We start from the raw sequence: 17,144 nt of genomic DNA, 5'->3' as shown, positions 1-17,144 counted from the left end.
ATATATAATTGTCGCAAAATGCGGCAAAGATTGATTACTGTTGCTTCCGTTGAGTAAACGTCCGATAACGAAGTCATTTAAATCCTTCGCATATCTCTGCCTGGTTTGCTAGCGACCCGAGAGACACTCTCGATAGTTCGAGTGACGGCCCGCTACCCGCACTCACACGGAGAGAAGCGTCACGCCGACGACAGCGAGGACAGCGGCGAGCAGACGAAGCCGAAAGTGGCGTTCTCCGAGCAAGATGCCGCCGAGAACGACGGCCACGATCGCCTGGGTGTTGACAATCGGTGAGGCGATGCTGGCTGGCAGTGTCGCGAAAGCGATCGTAGTCAGATGTTCACCGACGGCGACGAGTCCACCAGCGAAGGCGAACTTCGGGAGGTCTGTCCGGTCGACAGCTGGTGGGTTCGAGATCGCCGAGGGCAACAGGAGGACCGCGACGAAGACCAGAAGCAGTGGGACGTAGAGTCGCTGTGCGATCGCAAGCTCCTGCAATGCGACACGGCGACTCACGTCCGAGATAGCGAAACAGGCTGCACTCAATAGGGCCAACTGGGCCGGTCGCGAGTGCGCCGCCTTGATAAAGGGGAGAAAGAACCCACCCGGCTCGTAGTTGGCGACGTACACTGCGAGCGTCGCCACGATGACGCCAAACACCTGCAACGGTGTCAGGAACTGGCCGAGAAAGACGATCTCAACCGGGAGCACGAACACTGGGACGATCTTGTTGATCGGTGTAATGTAGGAAACCTCCCCCGTCGCGAGCGCGCGGAGAAACAGGACTGTTGCTGCGGCGGTCATTCCCGACGCCAGAATGGTAATTCCAAGTTCAGGGATCGCGAAACGGTCGATCGATTCGAGGACCCGAGCGCCGTCGTACCCCACCACGGGTAGATACCAGCCCACCGCAAAGATGTTGACCAGAACGATCAGCCCGGCTGGCGAGTAGCTATCAAAAGACCGTTTCAGTAAATAGATGTATCCTCCCCAGACGAAGGCTGCGAGAACAGCAATACCGAGCGCGGCTTCCATTGTTGGGCCCGATGGCCCTGCCGAACAAGAGGCGTTCGGTCGGCGGTTCGCTCGCTACTCGCTCGATAGATCGGGAGACCGAGTGAGCAACTCCGACAGTAACCTCGTCGATCACAATCGAAGGGCGGAGCTGAAACTCCGCGCAGTTGGTTCGCGAAAAGAGCCTAGGCCGGAATTTGAACCGGAGGCAGACGTGCTCGCTTCGCTGCGCGCGACTGATAGGGATTCAAATCCGTCGTCGGCTTTTCACGCGCTCCGATCCGTCGCTGACGCTTTGATCCGTCGCTTGGAAAAAGCCTAGGCCGGAATTTGAATCCGGGGTCTCGTCCTTACCAAGGACGCGCTTTACCGCTAAGCTACCCAGGCACGCAATTACCGATTGCCGCGAGTTGTCTTTGAACGTTTCGATTTCCACCCGCTAGTCGTCGACGGAGGTCGTCAGGCCGTCTCCGCCGCTGCTGTCGGGCTGTAACCCCCGAAACCAGTCTCGATCGCTCTCGGTGAAAAACTGCTCGGCCGGCGGAAACCCCGCATCTGTCAGCTCACTGCCACGTTCTATCACGTACTCTCGAAGCCGGGTCGGAACCTCGACGTTCGCGAAATCCGAACCGGCGATCGCCGCCAGCTCCAGTGTATCCGCTTCGAGGTTTCTGTCGAAGGAACTATCATCGGTCTCCCGACCGATCGTCTGGTCCCGTCCGAACGCACGCACCGTCTCGACTGCTTTGTCCGCCGCGCCCGTCCGGGCGAGCAAAAAGAACCCGCGAGCGACGAGCACGTCCGACACCAGAATCCGCAGATCTGCCTCGTCACTGTCGCCATCTTTCCAGGGTTCTTCGTGTGATAGCTCCCGAGCCAACCGGAGTCCTTCGTAGATCAGCTGGACACCACCTGCCCGTTCCGCGATCGGATCCCCGAGCGTGTCTTCCTGGCCGACAGGTTGGTCGGTCAACGTGTGCGCACAGTGTATCGTCAGCGCACCCGGTACCATCGATCCTTCTTCGAGCCAGCTTTCGATCCGACCGCGTAACCCGGCAGGTTCGATATCACCGACGGTATCGAGTGCAGCCCGCCTCGTCGCCCCGGCTTCGTCCATCACCCGGATCTAGCGGCGGGAAGGTCAAAGAAGTTTGGAACCACCATCGGCTTTCCTTGCGTGAAACGACACTCTGAAAAGTAGTCTCTCGACAGCTTGGATAGGGGACGAAACCGCTTTCCCCTGTCCGGTCCACTGGCGAGATATGACGCGGGTGTGTCTGGTCGGTACAGAAGGTACGAACCTGCAGTACGAACTCCTGTCCCGGGAAACAGCCAGAGATGCTCTGGCAGCGTACGACCTCAAAGAACCCTACGGGAACACGGTCGCAGTCGAAACAGTCAGCCTCGGCGCGGCTGTTGCACTGCTCAACGATCTCGACTGGTATCTCGTTCGCTTCGTCGAGGAGTGTTTCGTACTGGAACCGTCGGTCAGCGAAACCGAGTGGCTCTCGCGCGACCTCGCGACCGCGATCCGCAACGACGATATCGCACCCGAGGACACGGGTCGATTCCTTCGTGTGTACGGCGTCGAGTATCCCGACACCGACGACGAAGCGGGACCGACTGACGAGCTCCCACGGCTCGTCGAACCGATGCTCGTAACGCGAACTGACGAACAGATTCCCGAATACGACCTTCGAGACGTGGACGAGACCCTGCTCGTTCGCGTTACCGAGGCAGAGTTCGGTGCATAGAGCCGGTTTGCCTCCCGTGTCTGGCTGTCTTATTTTCGGAGGGGACTCATGTGATTACATAAGGCTTATGCACACACTCCCTCTGACACCTGCTAATGAGCAACTGGCGGGAACAGTTATCCGAAGAGTCGGAAAGCAAGGCAGTCGCAGCATGGTTGTACGAATACTACCACTATCCGGCACTCGTCTTCTTGATCGTCTTCGCTTTCTGGAACCGCATCCGCAACTGGTCTAACTTCGTCGTCGACGGAACTGTCTATCTCAGCGGGAACGACCCGTGGTATCACCTCCGATCGACGCAGTACGTCGTCGAAAATAATCTCGCGACGATGCCGTTCGATCCCTGGACGTACTTCCCCGTCGGGACCTCCAACGCACAGTTCGGGACCCTCTTCGATCAGATAATCGGGTTCAGTGCGCTCGTCGTCGGGCTGGGCAATCCCAGTGAGAGTCTCGTCCGGCAGATCGTCCTCGTCGCACCTGCCTTCTTCGCACTCGCACTCTGTATTCCAGCGTACGTCATCGGTCGTCGACTCGGCGGTCGGTTCGGTGGGATCGCCGCTGTTGCATTTATCGCTTTCGCGCCCGATCGATTGCTACAGGTCAGTCTCGCAGGATTTACCGACCACCACGTCGCAGAGGCACTGTTCATGTCGATCGCGATACTGGGGGTCATGGTCGCACTGGCCGTCGCCGAGCGGGAGAAACCCGTCTACGAACTCGTCGCTGCCGGTGAGATACAGGCGCTCCGCGGGACGATCGGCTGGTCGATTCTCGCCGGGATCGCGATGAGTCTCTACATCTGGACGTGGTCGCCCGGCGTCTGGATCTTCGGTATTCTCGGTGCATTTTTCGTACTTCACCTCAGTCTCCAGCATCTTCGCGGTCAGAGTCCCGAGCACGCGGCCTTCGTCGGTAGTATCTCACTACTCACCGCCGGTGTGCTACAGCTAGCTGCCGTCCAGACACTGGAGATATCGGCGACGGCACGGTCGATTCTCCAGCCGGGACTGGCTTTTGCCGTCGCGGGTGGCGTCGTCTTTATGGCATGGCTCTCACGAGAGGTCGAACAGCGAGACGATGTCCCGGCGTACGCGTACCCCGGCGCTGTCTTCGGATTGATACTCGGGAGCGCTCTCATCTTTGCACTGGTGCTCCCGGATCTGTTCGGCTTCTTCGTCAACCAGGTCGACCGTGTACTGGGATTTATGACTCCAACGAGTTCGACAGGTGGCACGATCGCCGAGTTCCAGGCCCCGGATAATCGGCTCGATTATCTTTACAATCAGTATCACTTCGCGGCTGTCACTGCGGCCATCGGAGCGGCGATCATTCTCGTTCGACAGACGATGTCCGACCGGGCGCAGGGGCAAGAACTCCTCGTCCTCGTCTGGGCAGCGTTCATGGTGTCAGCGACGTTCACGCAGGCCCGATTCGGATACTACCTCACCGTTCCGGTTGGTGCGCTGAACGCGGTGGTGGTCGGCTTCCTGATGAAAACACTCGGTTCGGCTGCCGACCAGGAGTTCTCGATCGAGACCTACCAGGTGCTCACCATCGCGATGGTCCTGCTCGTCATGTTCGTTCCGCTGCTGGGTGTACCGTGGATCGGTGCGGACAGTACTGCAGTGGAGCAGGCCGACGGACAGAGCCGCGCCGGTGATGTCCTCGCCTGGGACGACGGTCTCGAATGGATGTCCGAGAACACGCCCGAACAGGGGCAGTACGCGAACCCCGATGGGGAGCCGATGGATCTGTTCGGAACGTACGACCGAACAGATGATCACGACTACCAGGATGGCTCCTATGGGGTGTTATCCTGGTGGGACTACGGCCACTGGATAACCGCTCAGGGTGAGCGAATTCCGAACGCCAACCCGTTCCAGCAGGGTGCCACCGATGCGGCCTACTTCCTGCTGGCACAGAGTGAAGAGGAAGCGATCGACGAACTCGAACAGCGGTTCGACGAAGACGAGAACGCACAGACCCAGTACGTCACGATCGACTGGAAGATGGCCGAGACCGAGGGCATCGTCAACGGGAAGTATTTCGCCCCGATCCAGTTCCACAACGACTACCAGCGAGGCGACTTCTTCGAGCGTGTCTATCTCACGAATTCAGAAGAGATCCGGAGCCAACAGCAACTCTTCTCACAGAGTACGATGGCACAGCAACAACCGTACTACAATTCGATGACAACTCGGCTCTATCACTACCACGGAAGCCACCGTGAACCGGATCCGATCGGCGTCCAGCGTGGTGGGCTCCAGCAGGACCAGAATCCGGTCCAGGCCTTCGACAACGTCTCGGCAGCCCAGGAGTGGGCCGAGCAGCGGACAGACCGGACTGTCGGTGGCATCGGACTCAGTCCCGAAGAGCCAGTCGAGGCACTCGAACACTTCCGACTCGTCCACATGAACAACGTCTCGGCAGTGCCCAGCGGGGGGTCTGCATCACAGCAGGAACGACAGCTGCTGAACTCCGGACTCGGCTTCCAGCAGAGCCTCGTCGCCCAGCGTGATTCACAGATAACCGGGCTCCCGCGGGAGATCCTCGTCGGATCCAACCCTGCGTGGACGAAAACCTTCGAGCGTGTGCCCGGTGCGACGATCGAAGGAACTGGCCCGGCAAACGAGGACCTCGTCGTGAGCGTCCCGATCCAGCCCGAGAACGGAAACGAGTTCACCTACCGCCAGCAAATCGAGACCGACTCGAATGGCGAGTTCACCACTACGGTTCCGTACGCGACCGACGGGTACGACCAGTGGGGTGTCGAGGAGGGATACACGGATACCAACGTCCGCGCGAACGGAAGCTACACGATCCAGACCGACGTCGATCCCTCGAATATCACCGTGGACGGCGAGGAGCTCCCGACGACCTACCGCGGGACCGTGGACGTGACCGAGGGGCAGGTGGTCGGTGAAGACGACTCGGTCGCCGAAGTGACGCTGGAAGAGGAACCACTCCTGCAGCGAACTGACGGTGGTGAGGAACAAAGCTCCGGCGAAGGTACCACCGACGACGGGAGTACCGACGATCAGCAAGGCGACAACCAGACACAGTCGATTCGAACAGTCGTTCCGTAGCAAACGTGGTCCCCGATCCATCAACACAGCAGGCCGAGCCCACAGCCACGGAGCAGGCGACGCTCCGTGACTGGCTGGTGATCTATCTAAAAGGGCTCGCGATGGGTGCAGCTGATGCCGTCCCCGGCGTCTCCGGCGGCACCATCGCATTGATCGTCGGCATCTACGAGCGGCTGATCCGTGCCGTCACGTCGCTCGACCCTGCACCCCTCCGGTATATCCCGCACCTCAACCGGAGAGAATCCCGCAAGGAGTTTTTTTCATCGCTTCGCGAGATGGATATCTGGTTTCTCGTAACGCTTGGAACGGGAATGGTTTCGGCCGTCATCGTGCTTGCACGGCTCGTCCAGTTTGCACTCTCGACGTTTCGCGGCCCGACCTTCGCTTTCTTTTTCGGGCTCATCGGTGCCTCGGCGGTCGTCCTCGGCCGCCGGGAGTGGCTCCTCTCGCCCAAGCATCTCGGTGTTAGTCTGGTCGGTGCAGCGTTTGCCTTCGTGATCGCTGGTGCGACCGGGCAGGGACTCGTCCCACACACGCTGCCTGTCGTCTTCCTCGCTGGCATGGTCGCAATCAGCGGCATGATCTTGCCGGGAATCTCCGGCGCTTTCATCCTCCTGTTGCTCGGACAGTACGACCCTATTACTGCCGCTCTCAACGGCTTCATCGACGGCCTCATCGATCTGGTGTCCCTCGGTGTCACGACGGCCTTTCTCGGGGACGCTGCCGTCGTGGTGACCTTTCTCGCAGGCGCGCTCGTCGGTGTGCTCTCTGTCGCTCACGTAGTCCGGTGGGCGCTGGATACCCACCGGAGTCTGACGCTCGCCTTCCTCGTCAGTCTCATGATCGGTGCCCTCCGGCTCCCTGTCATCGAGGTTCTAGCGGATACCGAGGGGTCGGACCCGACAGCTATCGCTGGTGTGTTGCTGGCTATCGTTCTCGGAGCTGTGGCCGTCTTCGTTCTGGATCGGCACACCGAAGATCTGACGTACTGATCGAAGTACGGTAAAAACGGGTCGACGGTCTAGTCGTGTCGGAACGACCGTGAGCCGGTGAACACCATCGCCATATCGTGCTCGTTAGCTGCCTCGATCACCTTGTCGTCGTTTTTCGATCCACCGGGCTGGATCACAGCCTCGATCCCTGCCTCCGCGGCGTGTTCGATTCCATCCGGGAACGGGAAGAACGCGTCGGAAGCCATGACAGCACCTTCTGCCGCCTTCCCCTCGGCGTGTTCGTCGGCTTTCATCGCCGCGAGTCGGACGGCATCGACGCGGGAGACCTGGCCCATCCCGATCCCGACTGTTTCGGTTCCTTTGGCAAAGAGGATCCCATTGGATTTGACGTGTTTCAGCGTCCGCCAGGCAAAGAGCATCGAGTCGATCTGCTCGTCGGTCGGCTCGCGCTCGGTCACGACCTCCAGATCGTCGCGGTCGAGTGACTGGAGATCACGCTGCTGGACGAGTCGGCCCCCGACGAGCGGTTTCTCGGTGATCGGTTCGGAGATTTCGCCGATGTCGCCGACGTCCAGAATCCGGAGATTCTCCGTCTCTGTGAGCACGTCGAGTGCATCCTCGGTGTATCCCGGTGCGACGACGACCTCCTTGAACGAGTCGATGATCTTCGTCGCTGTCTCTGCGTCACAGGTCCGGTTGAGCGAGACGATGCCCCCGAAGGCGCTCATCGGGTCAGTCGAGAGTGCGCGGTCGTAGGCTTCGGAGATCGAATCCGCGGTTGCACAGCCTGCGGGGTTGGTGTGTTTGATGACTGCTGCAGCGGGTTCGTCGAACTCCTTGATGAGATTGAGTGCGCCGTCCGCGTCGTTGTAGTTGTTGTAGGAGAGAGCTTTCGCGCCCTCGTTGAGTTGCGCTGCGTGAACGACGCTCGCCTCGTCGGTCGTCCGGTCGACGTAGAGGGCTGCGTCCTGATGTGGGTTCTCCCCGTACCGCAACTCGGTGGCTTTGTCGTCCGTGACGAGCCTGCGGTGTGGGAACTGACCACCGGTATCGGCTTCGACTGTCACCTCTTCGTTCTCGTAGTCGACAGTCGCCTGGCCGGTGGCGAACCAGTCGACTGCCCGTGGGTACGCCGAGAACTCCCCCTCGTAGAGGACGCGGTCTTGCAGTTGTTCTTTTGTATCACCCTCGTAGACCGGGACTGGCTCTTGCGTGACGACCGGGCCAGCGTCGACCTTCTCCTCGATCACGTTGCCGTCTTCGTCGGTCGCGTCAGTCACGACGTGGACCGTACAGCCCGTAATAGAGACGCCTGCATCCAGTGCGTCGCCCCAGGCGTCCATCCCGGGGAAGGAGGGCAGCAGCGACGGATGGACGTTCAGTGTCGTCGGCAACTCCGAGAGGAAGGTATCCGAAAGAATCCGCATGTAGCCATCGAGACAGACGAGATCGAAGTCGTAGCCGTCGAGTGCGTCGAGCACTCGCTTCTCGTGGTCGATCCGCGACTCGTCGTCCGTTTGCACGACGGTCTCCGTCGCAATACCTCGGCTGTCGGCCTTTTCGAGGACGGGTGCGTCGTCGCTGTTTGTCAGTACGACGTCGAACTCCACGCCGCCCAGCTGGTCGGCGATATTCATCAGATTCCGGCCGCGATTGCTTGCCATACCGGCGAGTTTCATATCTGACAGGGGGGTCGGCGGTAGCAAAGGAGTTGCGGTCTCCCCGACTGGTATGCACTCACGAACCACCTGTGCGTGACCGACAGTAGCCGGGCTCGAACTGGATCGGCCGAAAAAGAAAAGACAGAGTTACTGGAAGCCGATGCGGCCGCCCCGGCGCTGGTTCGGGTCGCCACCGCCGCCGCGGAACTCCTCTTCCATCTCCTCGTAGTATTCACGCAGGTCGTCCGTGATCGTCGGTCTGACGTTTTCCATCGCCTGCCGGAAGTGGCGCATGTCGACTTCCTCGGCGTCCTCGTCCTGGCGCAGCGCCTCGATAGCTGCTTCCCGGGCGATCGACTCCAGATCCGAGCCGACGTAGCCGCCACTGACCTCGGCGAGTTCGCGCAGACTCACGTCAGCAGCGATCGGCATATCGTCGGTGTGGATCTTGAGGATCTGCTCACGACCCTCGATATCGGGCTCACCGACCATCACCAGTCGGTCGAACCGACCCGAGCGAATTAGTGCTGGATCGATCATGTCCGGTCGGTTCGTCGCACCGATGACCATCACTTCCCCCATCTCTTCGAGCCCGTCGAGCTCTGTCAGGAGCTGATTGACGACCCGTTCGGAGACGTTCGAACCCACATCGCCACCCCGTCCCGGGGCCAGCGAGTCGAGCTCGTCGAAGAAGATGATCGTCGGCGCGACCTGTCGGGCTTTCCGGAAAGTCTGGCGGATCGCCTTCTCGCTCTCGCCGACCCACTTCGAGAGCAGCTGTGGCCCGCGGACGCTGATGAAGTTCGCATCCGTCTCGTTGGCGACCGCTTTCGCCATCAGCGTCTTCCCTGTCCCGGGTGGACCATACAGGAGTACGCCCGACGGTGGGTTGATACCCATCCGCTCGAACTTCTCGGGTTTGTTCATCGGCCATTCGACGCTTTCGCGGACCTCCTTCTTTGGCCCTGGCAAGCCACCGACGTCGTCCCAGTTTATTTTCGGCAGTTCGACGAGGACCTCCCGCATCGCACTCGGCGACACCTCGTTGAGCGCGCCACGGAAGTCCTCGCGTTTGATGATCATCCGGTCGATCAGGCTCGGCGGGATATCCTCCTCGTCCAGATCGATCTCGGGGAGATATCTGCGCAGTGCCTTCATCGCAGCCTCTTTCGTGAGACTCTCGATGTCTGCCCCGACGAAGCCGTGCGTCTCCTCGGCGAGTCGACCGAGATTCACGTCGTCCGACAGCGGCATCCCACGCGTGTGAATCTGGAGGATCTCGTTGCGGCCCGTCTCGTCCGGGACGCCGATCTCGATCTCACGGTCGAACCGGCCAGGTCGACGGAGTGCCGGATCGACGCTGTCGACACGATTCGTCGCCGCGATGACGATGACCTGCCCACGGGATTCGAGGCCGTCCATCATCGTCAACAGCTGGGCGACGACACGCCGTTCGACCTCGCCTGTCACGTCCTCACGCTTGGGCGCGATGGAGTCGAGTTCGTCGATGAAGATGATACTTGGCGACTCCTCGCTCGCATCCTCGAAGATCTCCCGGAGCTGTTGTTCGGACTCCCCGTAGTATTTCGAGATGATTTCGGGGCCAGCGATAGAGAAGAAACTCGCGGACGTCTCGTTTGCCACTGCTTTTGCGAGCAGTGTCTTCCCGGTGCCCGGTGGGCCGTGCAAGAGGACCCCCTGTGGTGGCTCGATCCCCAGTTTCTTGAAGATCTGTGGATGCTTCATCGGGAGTTCGACCATCTCCCGGACACGCTGGATCTCCTTTTGAAGCCCCCCGATATCCTCGTACGTTATCCCCCCACCCGTCTTTTCGAACCCGGATATTGGCTCTTCACGGAGTTCGACGTCTGTGTCTTCCGTGATGAGAACGACCCCCTCGGGCTCCGTTTCGACGGCGATCAACGGGATCGCCTGCCCGGGCGAGCGCATGAATGGGTGGTTCGTCGACGACATCACCGGCACGATGTCGTGTTCGACGACCGGCCGTTTGAGGATCTGCCGTTTCACCATGCCGGCAGCATCGCTACCGAACTGCACACTCGCCTCCTCCGGCGGAGCCAGGACGAGTGTGTCGGCTTTCTCGGCTTCTGCCTTCCGTATTTCGACGCGTTCTCCGATTCCTACGTCGGCATTTTGTCGTGTGAAGCCATCGATACGGACAGTGTCGGTGTTCCAGTCCTGACGGTCGGCCCGCCAGACCTTCGCTGCTGTCGTATCTGCTCCTTCAATCTCGATGATATCTCCCGGCGAAAGCTTGAGGTGCAACAACGTATCTGGGTCCAGACGAGCGATTCCTCGCCCCGAATCGTTCGGATACGCTTTCGCAACCTCGAGTTGCACTTCGTTCATAGTAAACTGTGCCTTGGTTTCACTCAGTCTCCCGCGGAGATATGCTTTTGGTTACCGGCGGCGATTCACGGTGACCGTAACGGTATCAAATTTCTGAAGGTTATCGATTGCTGAGGCGTGACCGTAGATTCTTATACCTCTCTGTGGTATAGACCCACATGGTATTTCTGGTCCCGTACGACGGGTCGCGTGTCGCACAGGCTGCGCTGGACCGCGCAGTTGCACACGGCAAAGCACTCGACGAGGAGGTTGTCGCGGTCAGTTTCGTCCCGACTGGTTCGGAGTACGCAGAGCGACGCAAGTGGATCGAACCGGACGACCAGTTCGCTGCGGAGACGGCCCGATCGACACTCCAGCGGAAGATAGAGGAAGCGACTGACGATTCCGAACGGGTGCTGACGGAATCGAGCGCATCGGCACCACACGATGGCGTGGTTGATCGAATCAAACAGGTCGCCGCCGATATCGACGCCTCGGTGCTGTACGTGGGGACGCAGGAAAACGGTGAAAACGAGGATCTCATGACGCCCTTTGGAACCGTCTCGCACGAGGGAAGCTACGACGTCCATCTCGTCCGGTCGTACTGATCGGTTCCACTCGCTTCGATACGCTATTGTTTCGAGCAAACGGAGAGATGCGTATGAACACGCTCGCGTTCGACGGCCGGATGGGTGCAAGCGGGGATATGATTCTCGGTGCTCTGATAGCTGCGGGGGCCGACCCGTCTGTCCTCCACCCCATCGAGGCTTCTCTGGATGTTTCCTACGAAATCAGTGATCGGAGCCAGGCCGGAATCGCCGCGACCGACGTCCAGGTCCTGTCGACCCACGACCAGATGGACTCGAACGACGACGAGCACGATCATGATCACTCGAACGACGACGAGCACGACCACGTCCACCACCACGACCACGATTCGGAGCATGCCCACCACGATCACGCAGAGGGTGCAGGCCCCCAGCGAACGTATCCGGAGGTAATCGAGGTAGTGGAGTCGATGGCTCTGCCAGCACAAGTCGAATCCGACGCGAAAGCGATCTTCGAGCTACTCGGCGAAGCTGAAGCGGGTGTGCACGGCACTGATCTCGACTCGACGCACTTCCACGAGGTCGGCGCAGACGACGCGATCGCCGACGTCGTCGGGACGGCACTGCTGCTCGACGATCTCGATCCGGACGACATCGTCACGACGCCCCTCGCGACTGGCGGCGGCGACGTCGAGATGAGCCACGGTGTCTACCCGGTCCCGGTGCCGGCTGTCGTCGAACTGGCCGAACGGGCCGACTGGTCGCTACGCGGTGGCCCCGTCGAGACCGAACTGCTGACACCGACCGGGGCGGCGATTCTCACTCACATCGCCGACGGCGTCGAACAACTGCCGACGCTCCGTATCGAAGCGTCGGGATACGGAGCCGGTAACAAGTCGTTCCCGAACCACCCGAACGTTCTCCGCGCACTCGTAGGTGAGTCCACAGCAGGATTCTCCCGTGATCCCGTCACCGTCCTGGAGACGAACCTCGACGACGCGACGCCGGAGGCACTTGGCGGGCTACAGGAAACGCTCACCGATGCCGGCGCACTCGACGTCTCGATTCTCCCCGCGACGATGAAAAAGTCCAGACCGGGCCATCTCGTGAAAGTCATCGTCAAACCAGAGGATGCGAAACGGGTCGCACGCAAACTCGCCGAAGAAACCGGAACGCTCGGGATCCGTGAACACGGCCGCGGTCACCGGTGGATCGCGGATCGGGAGTATCGTACTGTGACTGTCGATGCTGGGGAGACGACAGCCGAGATTGGGGTCAAAATTGCCAGTCTCAGTGACGAGGTGTTCGATGTCAGCGCCGAGTTCGACGACGCACAATCGGTCGCTGTGGAACTCGATTTCCCGGTCAGAGAACTGTTGCGACGCGCCGAACAGCAGGCTCGCGCGGAACTCGATTCCGAGCAGCAGTAGTCGCATCAGTCGCGGTGTTCGTCGAGTGCCTCCCGGACCGTCAACTCACCGAGTGCGACCTGCCGGGCGAGTTTGCCGTCGATCGTCCGGTTCTCGTCGCTCTGTTCCCGGGACTGTTCCTGAATCCGCTTGATCTCGCCTGCTGTCGGTTCGATCTCTCTGGAATCGATCTCCTCGCCCTCGATTCTCGCGATATTGACGGCTGCGAGGACGTCACCGAGTCCGCGGACTCCCGTCCCGAGATACGGTGTCGTCCCGGTCTCGTCGACCAGTTCGACCGGGACATCGTCGAGTTCGTCGACGATTCGGGTCCCGATCAGCCGCGCGCCGTCGCCGATCCTGATCAGCGGGTTCGGTGCGTCAGCAATCTCTTCGTGGACGACATCGGCCACCCGCTCGGGTGGGACCTGAAACGTTGCGACAATCATGTCTCCCGTGAGCACTGCGATACCGGGCTGTTCACCGGGATCGATCCCGACGATCGTTCGCCCGTCGTCGCCGCGCAGCGAGGCGATCACTGCTTCGACTGCGGCTCTGGGATTTTCGGCGCTCCCCTCGACGACATCCATCCCGGCGGGCAGGTCCACGCTGTCGTCTTCACCGACCAGAACTACCGTCGTCTCTTCCGGAAGCTCCGTGCCGGGTTCCATGGTGGTGAACTGCACGCCACGATTCCGTAGCTCCGAGACCACGTCGTGGTACAGTTCGAAGTCCTCGGTGGCGACGACGATCACAGCCGACTTTCGCCGTGGATCTACTTACACGACTCGATAGTTCTGATTACGAGATGCTGAGATACAGCCCGAACACGAGCAACGCATTGTAGAGGCCGTGGATCGCCGAAACGACGACGAGACTCTCCGTCCAGACGTAGATCGTGCCCCACAGAGAGGAGACGACAAACAGCAGCGACAGCGTCACCAGCAGGGGACCGAACCCGGCGGTAACGTAGGCAGGGACGTGTGCAAGTGCGAACACAGCGCTCGCGACCGCGATTGCAGTCGGTCGGGAGAACCGCTCCGTCAGGAACTTCTGGATGACGTTCCGGTAGAGCAGTTCCTCGACCGGTCCGTTGACCAGAAGCATGAGCGGAATGAGCGAGAGTAACAGCGTCGGAGTTCCATCTTCTTCGGCGTCGAAAGCCGCGTGATCGGCCGCCGGCAGCCCGAGTTCGCTGATCAGCACCGAGCCAGCGGCCCAGAGCCCGAACGACAACACGACCCCGACGGCGACGATTCCGATCTCACGGGGAGAGGGGAGCCGGATGTCGAGATACGCCACTCCCCGACGAGTCACGTAGAGGAAGCCGACGGCCACGAGCACGTAGCCCAGATATTCGATGATGAAAAGCAACGGGACGAAAACCCCAGTGAGTTGTCTCGCGCCGAGCAGAAAGATCACACCCAGCGAGATTGCCTGCCCGAGCAAGAAGGCACCAGCAGCCAGCGCGAGTACGGTGTAGATCGCGAATGGTCGATCAGTCCGGACGACTGCCCGCCCGTAATCCCGGAGCCGTGCGGCTGCGTACCGCCGTGAACCATCCGCGATCACACCGATAGCTGCGACGAACACCACGACGACTCCGATCCGAGCCGGGATCGAGAGTGGACTTCCGGTCCATCCCACGGCCAGCGTCCCGGCGAACCCGCCTGCGAGGAGGAGTGTCGCCACGAAGCCGTGGATCACTGCGGCGAAAATCGAGGGTGCGAGCGTTTCGACACTCTCGAAGATTTCGACGGCCTCGAATTTCGGCAGCACCGATCCGATTCCGAGCGCGAAGGCAGCACTGGTGAGGACGGTACACGCGAGGAATCCGAGCCCGAGAAGAGCCAGGGTCGGCGTCACAGCACTGACTGTGGCCGTCACGACTGCGAGCCCACTGACCGAGACTACGAGTCCCAGCAGCGTGCCGGCGAGCAGTCGGGCGTGGACGAACGTCTCGGCGGGTGCCGGTGCCAGGACGAGTTGGGAGAGCATCGTTCCTTCGGCACCGAGCGGGTTCAGACAGAACACCCCGCCGGCGAGCCAGACGCCGAGGACGATCAGTGTCGCACCGGCTGTCGTCGGAAACAGCGCCGGGTTCCCGACAGCCTGCTGGGCGAGAACCGGTGCGACCGGAAACAGATAGTAAAACAGGTAGACGAACTGTCCGGGGTCACGAACACTGCTGCGGGTGTAGCCGAGCGCGGCCCGCAACGTCCGTGAGCGACCGAACACCGAGTCAGCTGTCCGGCCGATCCCCTCGCCCGGTGTCTCGTCGAACTCCCCGGGCTGGATCTGCGCACTCGCATCTGCGCTTTCGGATTCCCCTGGTGTCGCATACCAGTACCGGGGAGCCAGACGGACGACGAGCCCAAAGGTAAGTCCGATTGCCACGGTCACGGTGAGGACGGCACCGAGAGTCTGCATCCCGATCGTCGGTTCCATCGGCGAGCCGAGGAAGAACAGATCCGCGTACCAGCCGATCGGAACGAGTGGCTCACCGGTCGGCAACAGTTCGCGAATCCCGCCCTCGGCGGCCCCTTCCCCGAGTAGCGAACTCCCTGCGTAGATCCCGCCCAGAACGACGATATAAAGCGTTGCTGTCAACAGTTGCTGGTAACTCTTCGAGAGACCGATCCGGTCGACGCCGAGCCAGAGGAGATAGCCGACGGCCAGTCCCGAGAGCAGGACGAGGACGAATATCGGGAGGCCAGCAGCGATAATCGAGAGGACGAAAATCGGTGCCCTGGCACCGGCTGCGTAGGCGAGAACGAGCGAAAATCCCATCCCGAAGAGAACGAGCCAGGAGGCAAGCAGCGAGAGCACTTTCCCGATCACGACCGCACGCGTCGGGGCGCTCGTGAGCACGAGCGGACGGACCGACTCGTTGCCGAGTTGCTGGACGGCTTCGAGACCAGCGACGACCGCAAGAATGGCCATTCCCGGGACCAGGAGATTCCGGGCCGCAGCGACGACCGGGAATCCGACGCCCTCACGCGTCAGGACACCGACAGCGTAGGCTTGCCGGACGAACAGTACGACCCCCGGGACGGCAAACAGTGCGAGGAAGACGAACAGCGCTCTCTTTCGCCGCGAACTCGTCGTCCGACGAAACCGATCTCTGATCTCCGCTCGGGCGACCACCACCCCGACGGCCAGATCAGTCCGCAGGGAACGAACCCACGACATCCTTACAGCCCACGCTCGGTCGTAACTTCGAGGAAGGCCTCCTCGAGTGTCTTCGGTCCCTCTTCGGTTCGTTCGACGAGTCGATCCGGCGAGTCCTCGGCGACGAGTTCACCGCGGTAGAGCACGCCAACCGTATCGGCGAGTTCCTCGACGACCGGCAGGATGTGTGAGGAGAGAAATACCGTCGTCCCCGTATCGACCTGTTCGTTGATCAACTCGATGACACTGCGCGAGGCCCGCGGGTCCAGCCCGCTCGTGGGTTCGTCGAGAAAGACGACCTCGGGCCGGTGTAGCAACGCCTGAACGAGGCCGACTTTCCGGCGCATCCCCTGCGAGTAGGTTCCGATCCGGTCGTTCGACTCGGCGAGCAGGTCGACACGCCCCAGCAGATCCTCGATTCGCTCGTCTGCCGCTTCCGTGTCGATCCCACGAATATCGGCCGCGTACGCGAGCTGTTCTCTCGCCGTGAACGATTCGTAGACTGGTGGCTCGTGTGGGAGATAGCCGATGTACTGTTTGATTGTATCACGGTCCTCGACCGAGGTTCCCATGATCCGGGCCGAGCCAGATGTCGATGGTGTCAGCGTCGTCAGCATCTCGATGGTGGTTGTCTTGCCGGCACCGTTCGGGCCGAGAAAGCCGTAGACTGACCCGGTCCGGATACGCAGATCGAGATCAGACACGGCGACCGTGCTCCCGAACCGTTTCGTCAATCCCTCCGCGCTGATTGCGACTGTCTCCGCCGGTTCGGCGGGATCGGTCTCTGCCATTCGTCCGAACCCAATGCGAGAGTGTGCAAATGTGCTTTGGTTAGTTGCGACTGGCGAAACGGGCCGACAGACTGATCACTCGTAGATTTCGTTCAGTCGGTCGGCCAGTTCGATATCTTTCTCCGTGATCCCTCCGGCGTCGTGTGTCGTAAACCGGACCTCGACTTCGCCCCAGGTGATGATCATCTCCGGGTGGTGCCAGGCGTCTTCCGCGATACCGCCAGCGCCGGCGGCGAAGCCGACACCGTCGAGGTAGCTGTCGAACTCGAAGGTTCGGACTATTTCGTCGTCCTCGCGGTGCCATCCGTCCGGGAGTTGTGCTGTTATCTCGTCGTCTGGGAGTACGTCTGCCATACCTGGATATCGGCGGGAAGCGACTAAATGGTTGGGCTGTGGTCACACTGG

The 17,144-nt window shown here is 60.9% G+C and carries 13 protein-coding genes and 1 tRNA gene; 5 read left to right on the top strand and 9 right to left on the bottom strand.

Features of this window, described 5'->3' with window-relative positions; translation table 11 throughout:
* Positions 1-162: 162 nt before the first annotated feature.
* The 3 genes from EOW68_RS05060 to EOW68_RS05050 all read right to left on the bottom strand — a co-directional run bounded on the left by EOW68_RS05060 (position 163) and on the right by EOW68_RS05050 (position 2,131).
* Complete coding sequence (locus EOW68_RS05060; RefSeq protein ID WP_128224073.1) at positions 163-1,035, bottom strand: DMT family transporter; 873 nt, start codon at positions 1,033-1,035, stop codon at positions 163-165.
* A 294-nt stretch (positions 1,036-1,329) separates the two neighbouring features.
* A tRNA-Thr gene (locus EOW68_RS05055) sits at positions 1,330-1,401 on the bottom strand.
* A gap of 52 nt (positions 1,402-1,453) precedes the next feature.
* A complete protein-coding gene (locus EOW68_RS05050) occupies positions 1,454-2,131 on the bottom strand; it encodes a DUF7114 family protein (protein WP_128224072.1) in 678 nt (225 codons plus the stop codon).
* 145 nt (positions 2,132-2,276) lie between these two features.
* Here EOW68_RS05050 and EOW68_RS05045 point away from each other — a divergent pair, with 145 nt between their 5' ends.
* The 3 genes from EOW68_RS05045 to EOW68_RS05035 all read left to right on the top strand — a co-directional run bounded on the left by EOW68_RS05045 (position 2,277) and on the right by EOW68_RS05035 (position 6,849).
* A complete protein-coding gene (locus tag EOW68_RS05045) occupies positions 2,277-2,768 on the top strand; it encodes a DUF5804 family protein (protein ID WP_128224071.1) in 492 nt (163 codons plus the stop codon).
* 95 nt (positions 2,769-2,863) lie between these two features.
* Complete coding sequence (locus tag EOW68_RS05040) at positions 2,864-5,857, top strand: oligosaccharyl transferase, archaeosortase A system-associated (RefSeq protein ID WP_128224070.1); 2,994 nt, start codon at positions 2,864-2,866, stop codon at positions 5,855-5,857.
* A gap of 5 nt (positions 5,858-5,862) precedes the next feature.
* Positions 5,863-6,849 carry a DUF368 domain-containing protein gene (locus tag EOW68_RS05035; protein WP_431358753.1) on the top strand — a complete coding sequence of 329 codons (987 nt, stop codon included), beginning with the start codon at positions 5,863-5,865 and terminating at the stop codon, positions 6,847-6,849.
* A gap of 29 nt (positions 6,850-6,878) precedes the next feature.
* On the opposite strand, the gene purH is transcribed toward EOW68_RS05035, so the two are convergent.
* Both purH and EOW68_RS05025 read right to left on the bottom strand, forming a co-directional pair.
* Positions 6,879-8,489: a bifunctional phosphoribosylaminoimidazolecarboxamide formyltransferase/IMP cyclohydrolase gene (gene purH, locus EOW68_RS05030; protein ID WP_128224069.1), complete on the bottom strand. Its 1,611-nt coding sequence runs from the start codon at positions 8,487-8,489 to the stop codon at positions 6,879-6,881.
* Between the two features lie 129 nt (positions 8,490-8,618).
* A complete protein-coding gene (locus EOW68_RS05025; protein ID WP_128224068.1) occupies positions 8,619-10,841 on the bottom strand; it encodes a CDC48 family AAA ATPase in 2,223 nt (740 codons plus the stop codon).
* A 158-nt stretch (positions 10,842-10,999) separates the two neighbouring features.
* Between EOW68_RS05025 and EOW68_RS05020 the strand changes: the two genes are divergently transcribed.
* On the top strand, positions 11,000-11,428 hold the full coding sequence (locus EOW68_RS05020; RefSeq protein ID WP_128224067.1) for a universal stress protein: 429 nt from the start codon (positions 11,000-11,002) through the stop codon (positions 11,426-11,428).
* A 53-nt stretch (positions 11,429-11,481) separates the two neighbouring features.
* A complete protein-coding gene (larC, locus tag EOW68_RS05015) occupies positions 11,482-12,798 on the top strand; it encodes a nickel pincer cofactor biosynthesis protein LarC (RefSeq protein WP_128224066.1) in 1,317 nt (438 codons plus the stop codon).
* A gap of 5 nt (positions 12,799-12,803) precedes the next feature.
* On the opposite strand, the gene EOW68_RS05010 is transcribed toward larC, so the two are convergent.
* From EOW68_RS05010 to EOW68_RS04995, 4 genes are all read right to left on the bottom strand, one after another.
* Complete coding sequence (locus EOW68_RS05010) at positions 12,804-13,532, bottom strand: hypothetical protein (protein ID WP_128224065.1); 729 nt, start codon at positions 13,530-13,532, stop codon at positions 12,804-12,806.
* A gap of 46 nt (positions 13,533-13,578) precedes the next feature.
* Complete coding sequence (locus tag EOW68_RS05005; protein ID WP_128224064.1) at positions 13,579-15,969, bottom strand: CPBP family intramembrane glutamic endopeptidase; 2,391 nt, start codon at positions 15,967-15,969, stop codon at positions 13,579-13,581.
* A 2-nt stretch (positions 15,970-15,971) separates the two neighbouring features.
* Positions 15,972-16,739, bottom strand: coding sequence for an ABC transporter ATP-binding protein (locus EOW68_RS05000; RefSeq protein ID WP_128224063.1), 768 nt, complete (start codon positions 16,737-16,739; stop codon positions 15,972-15,974).
* Between the two features lie 75 nt (positions 16,740-16,814).
* A complete protein-coding gene (locus EOW68_RS04995) occupies positions 16,815-17,093 on the bottom strand; it encodes a 4a-hydroxytetrahydrobiopterin dehydratase (RefSeq protein WP_128224062.1) in 279 nt (92 codons plus the stop codon).
* Positions 17,094-17,144: the final 51 nt, after the last annotated feature.

This window comes from Halovenus amylolytica, from assembly GCA_004015825.1.
GTDB classification, from domain to species: Archaea; Halobacteriota; Halobacteria; order Halobacteriales; family Haloarculaceae; genus Halovenus; species Halovenus amylolytica.
Note: the sequence above shows the minus strand (reverse complement) of the source record. Positions and strands in the feature narration are given on the sequence as shown.

Bases quoted from the DNA above. Each gene is read 5' to 3' on its own strand.
- EOW68_RS05060 (WP_128224073.1), bottom strand. From the start codon at position 1,035: ATGGAAGCCGCGCTCGGTATTGCTGTTCTCGCAGCCTTCGTCTGGGGA.
- larC (WP_128224066.1), top strand. From the start codon at position 11,482: ATGAACACGCTCGCGTTCGACGGCCGGATGGGTGCAAGCGGGGATATG.
- EOW68_RS05045 (WP_128224071.1), top strand. From the start codon at position 2,277: ATGACGCGGGTGTGTCTGGTCGGTACAGAAGGTACGAACCTGCAGTAC.
- EOW68_RS05040 (WP_128224070.1), top strand. From the start codon at position 2,864: ATGAGCAACTGGCGGGAACAGTTATCCGAAGAGTCGGAAAGCAAGGCA.
- EOW68_RS05020 (WP_128224067.1), top strand. From the start codon at position 11,000: ATGGTATTTCTGGTCCCGTACGACGGGTCGCGTGTCGCACAGGCTGCG.
- EOW68_RS05000 (WP_128224063.1), bottom strand. From the start codon at position 16,739: ATGGCAGAGACCGATCCCGCCGAACCGGCGGAGACAGTCGCAATCAGC.
- purH (WP_128224069.1), bottom strand. From the start codon at position 8,489: ATGAAACTCGCCGGTATGGCAAGCAATCGCGGCCGGAATCTGATGAAT.
- EOW68_RS05050 (WP_128224072.1), bottom strand. From the start codon at position 2,131: ATGGACGAAGCCGGGGCGACGAGGCGGGCTGCACTCGATACCGTCGGT.
- EOW68_RS04995 (WP_128224062.1), bottom strand. From the start codon at position 17,093: ATGGCAGACGTACTCCCAGACGACGAGATAACAGCACAACTCCCGGAC.
- EOW68_RS05005 (WP_128224064.1), bottom strand. From the start codon at position 15,969: ATGTCGTGGGTTCGTTCCCTGCGGACTGATCTGGCCGTCGGGGTGGTG.
- EOW68_RS05025 (WP_128224068.1), bottom strand. From the start codon at position 10,841: ATGAACGAAGTGCAACTCGAGGTTGCGAAAGCGTATCCGAACGATTCG.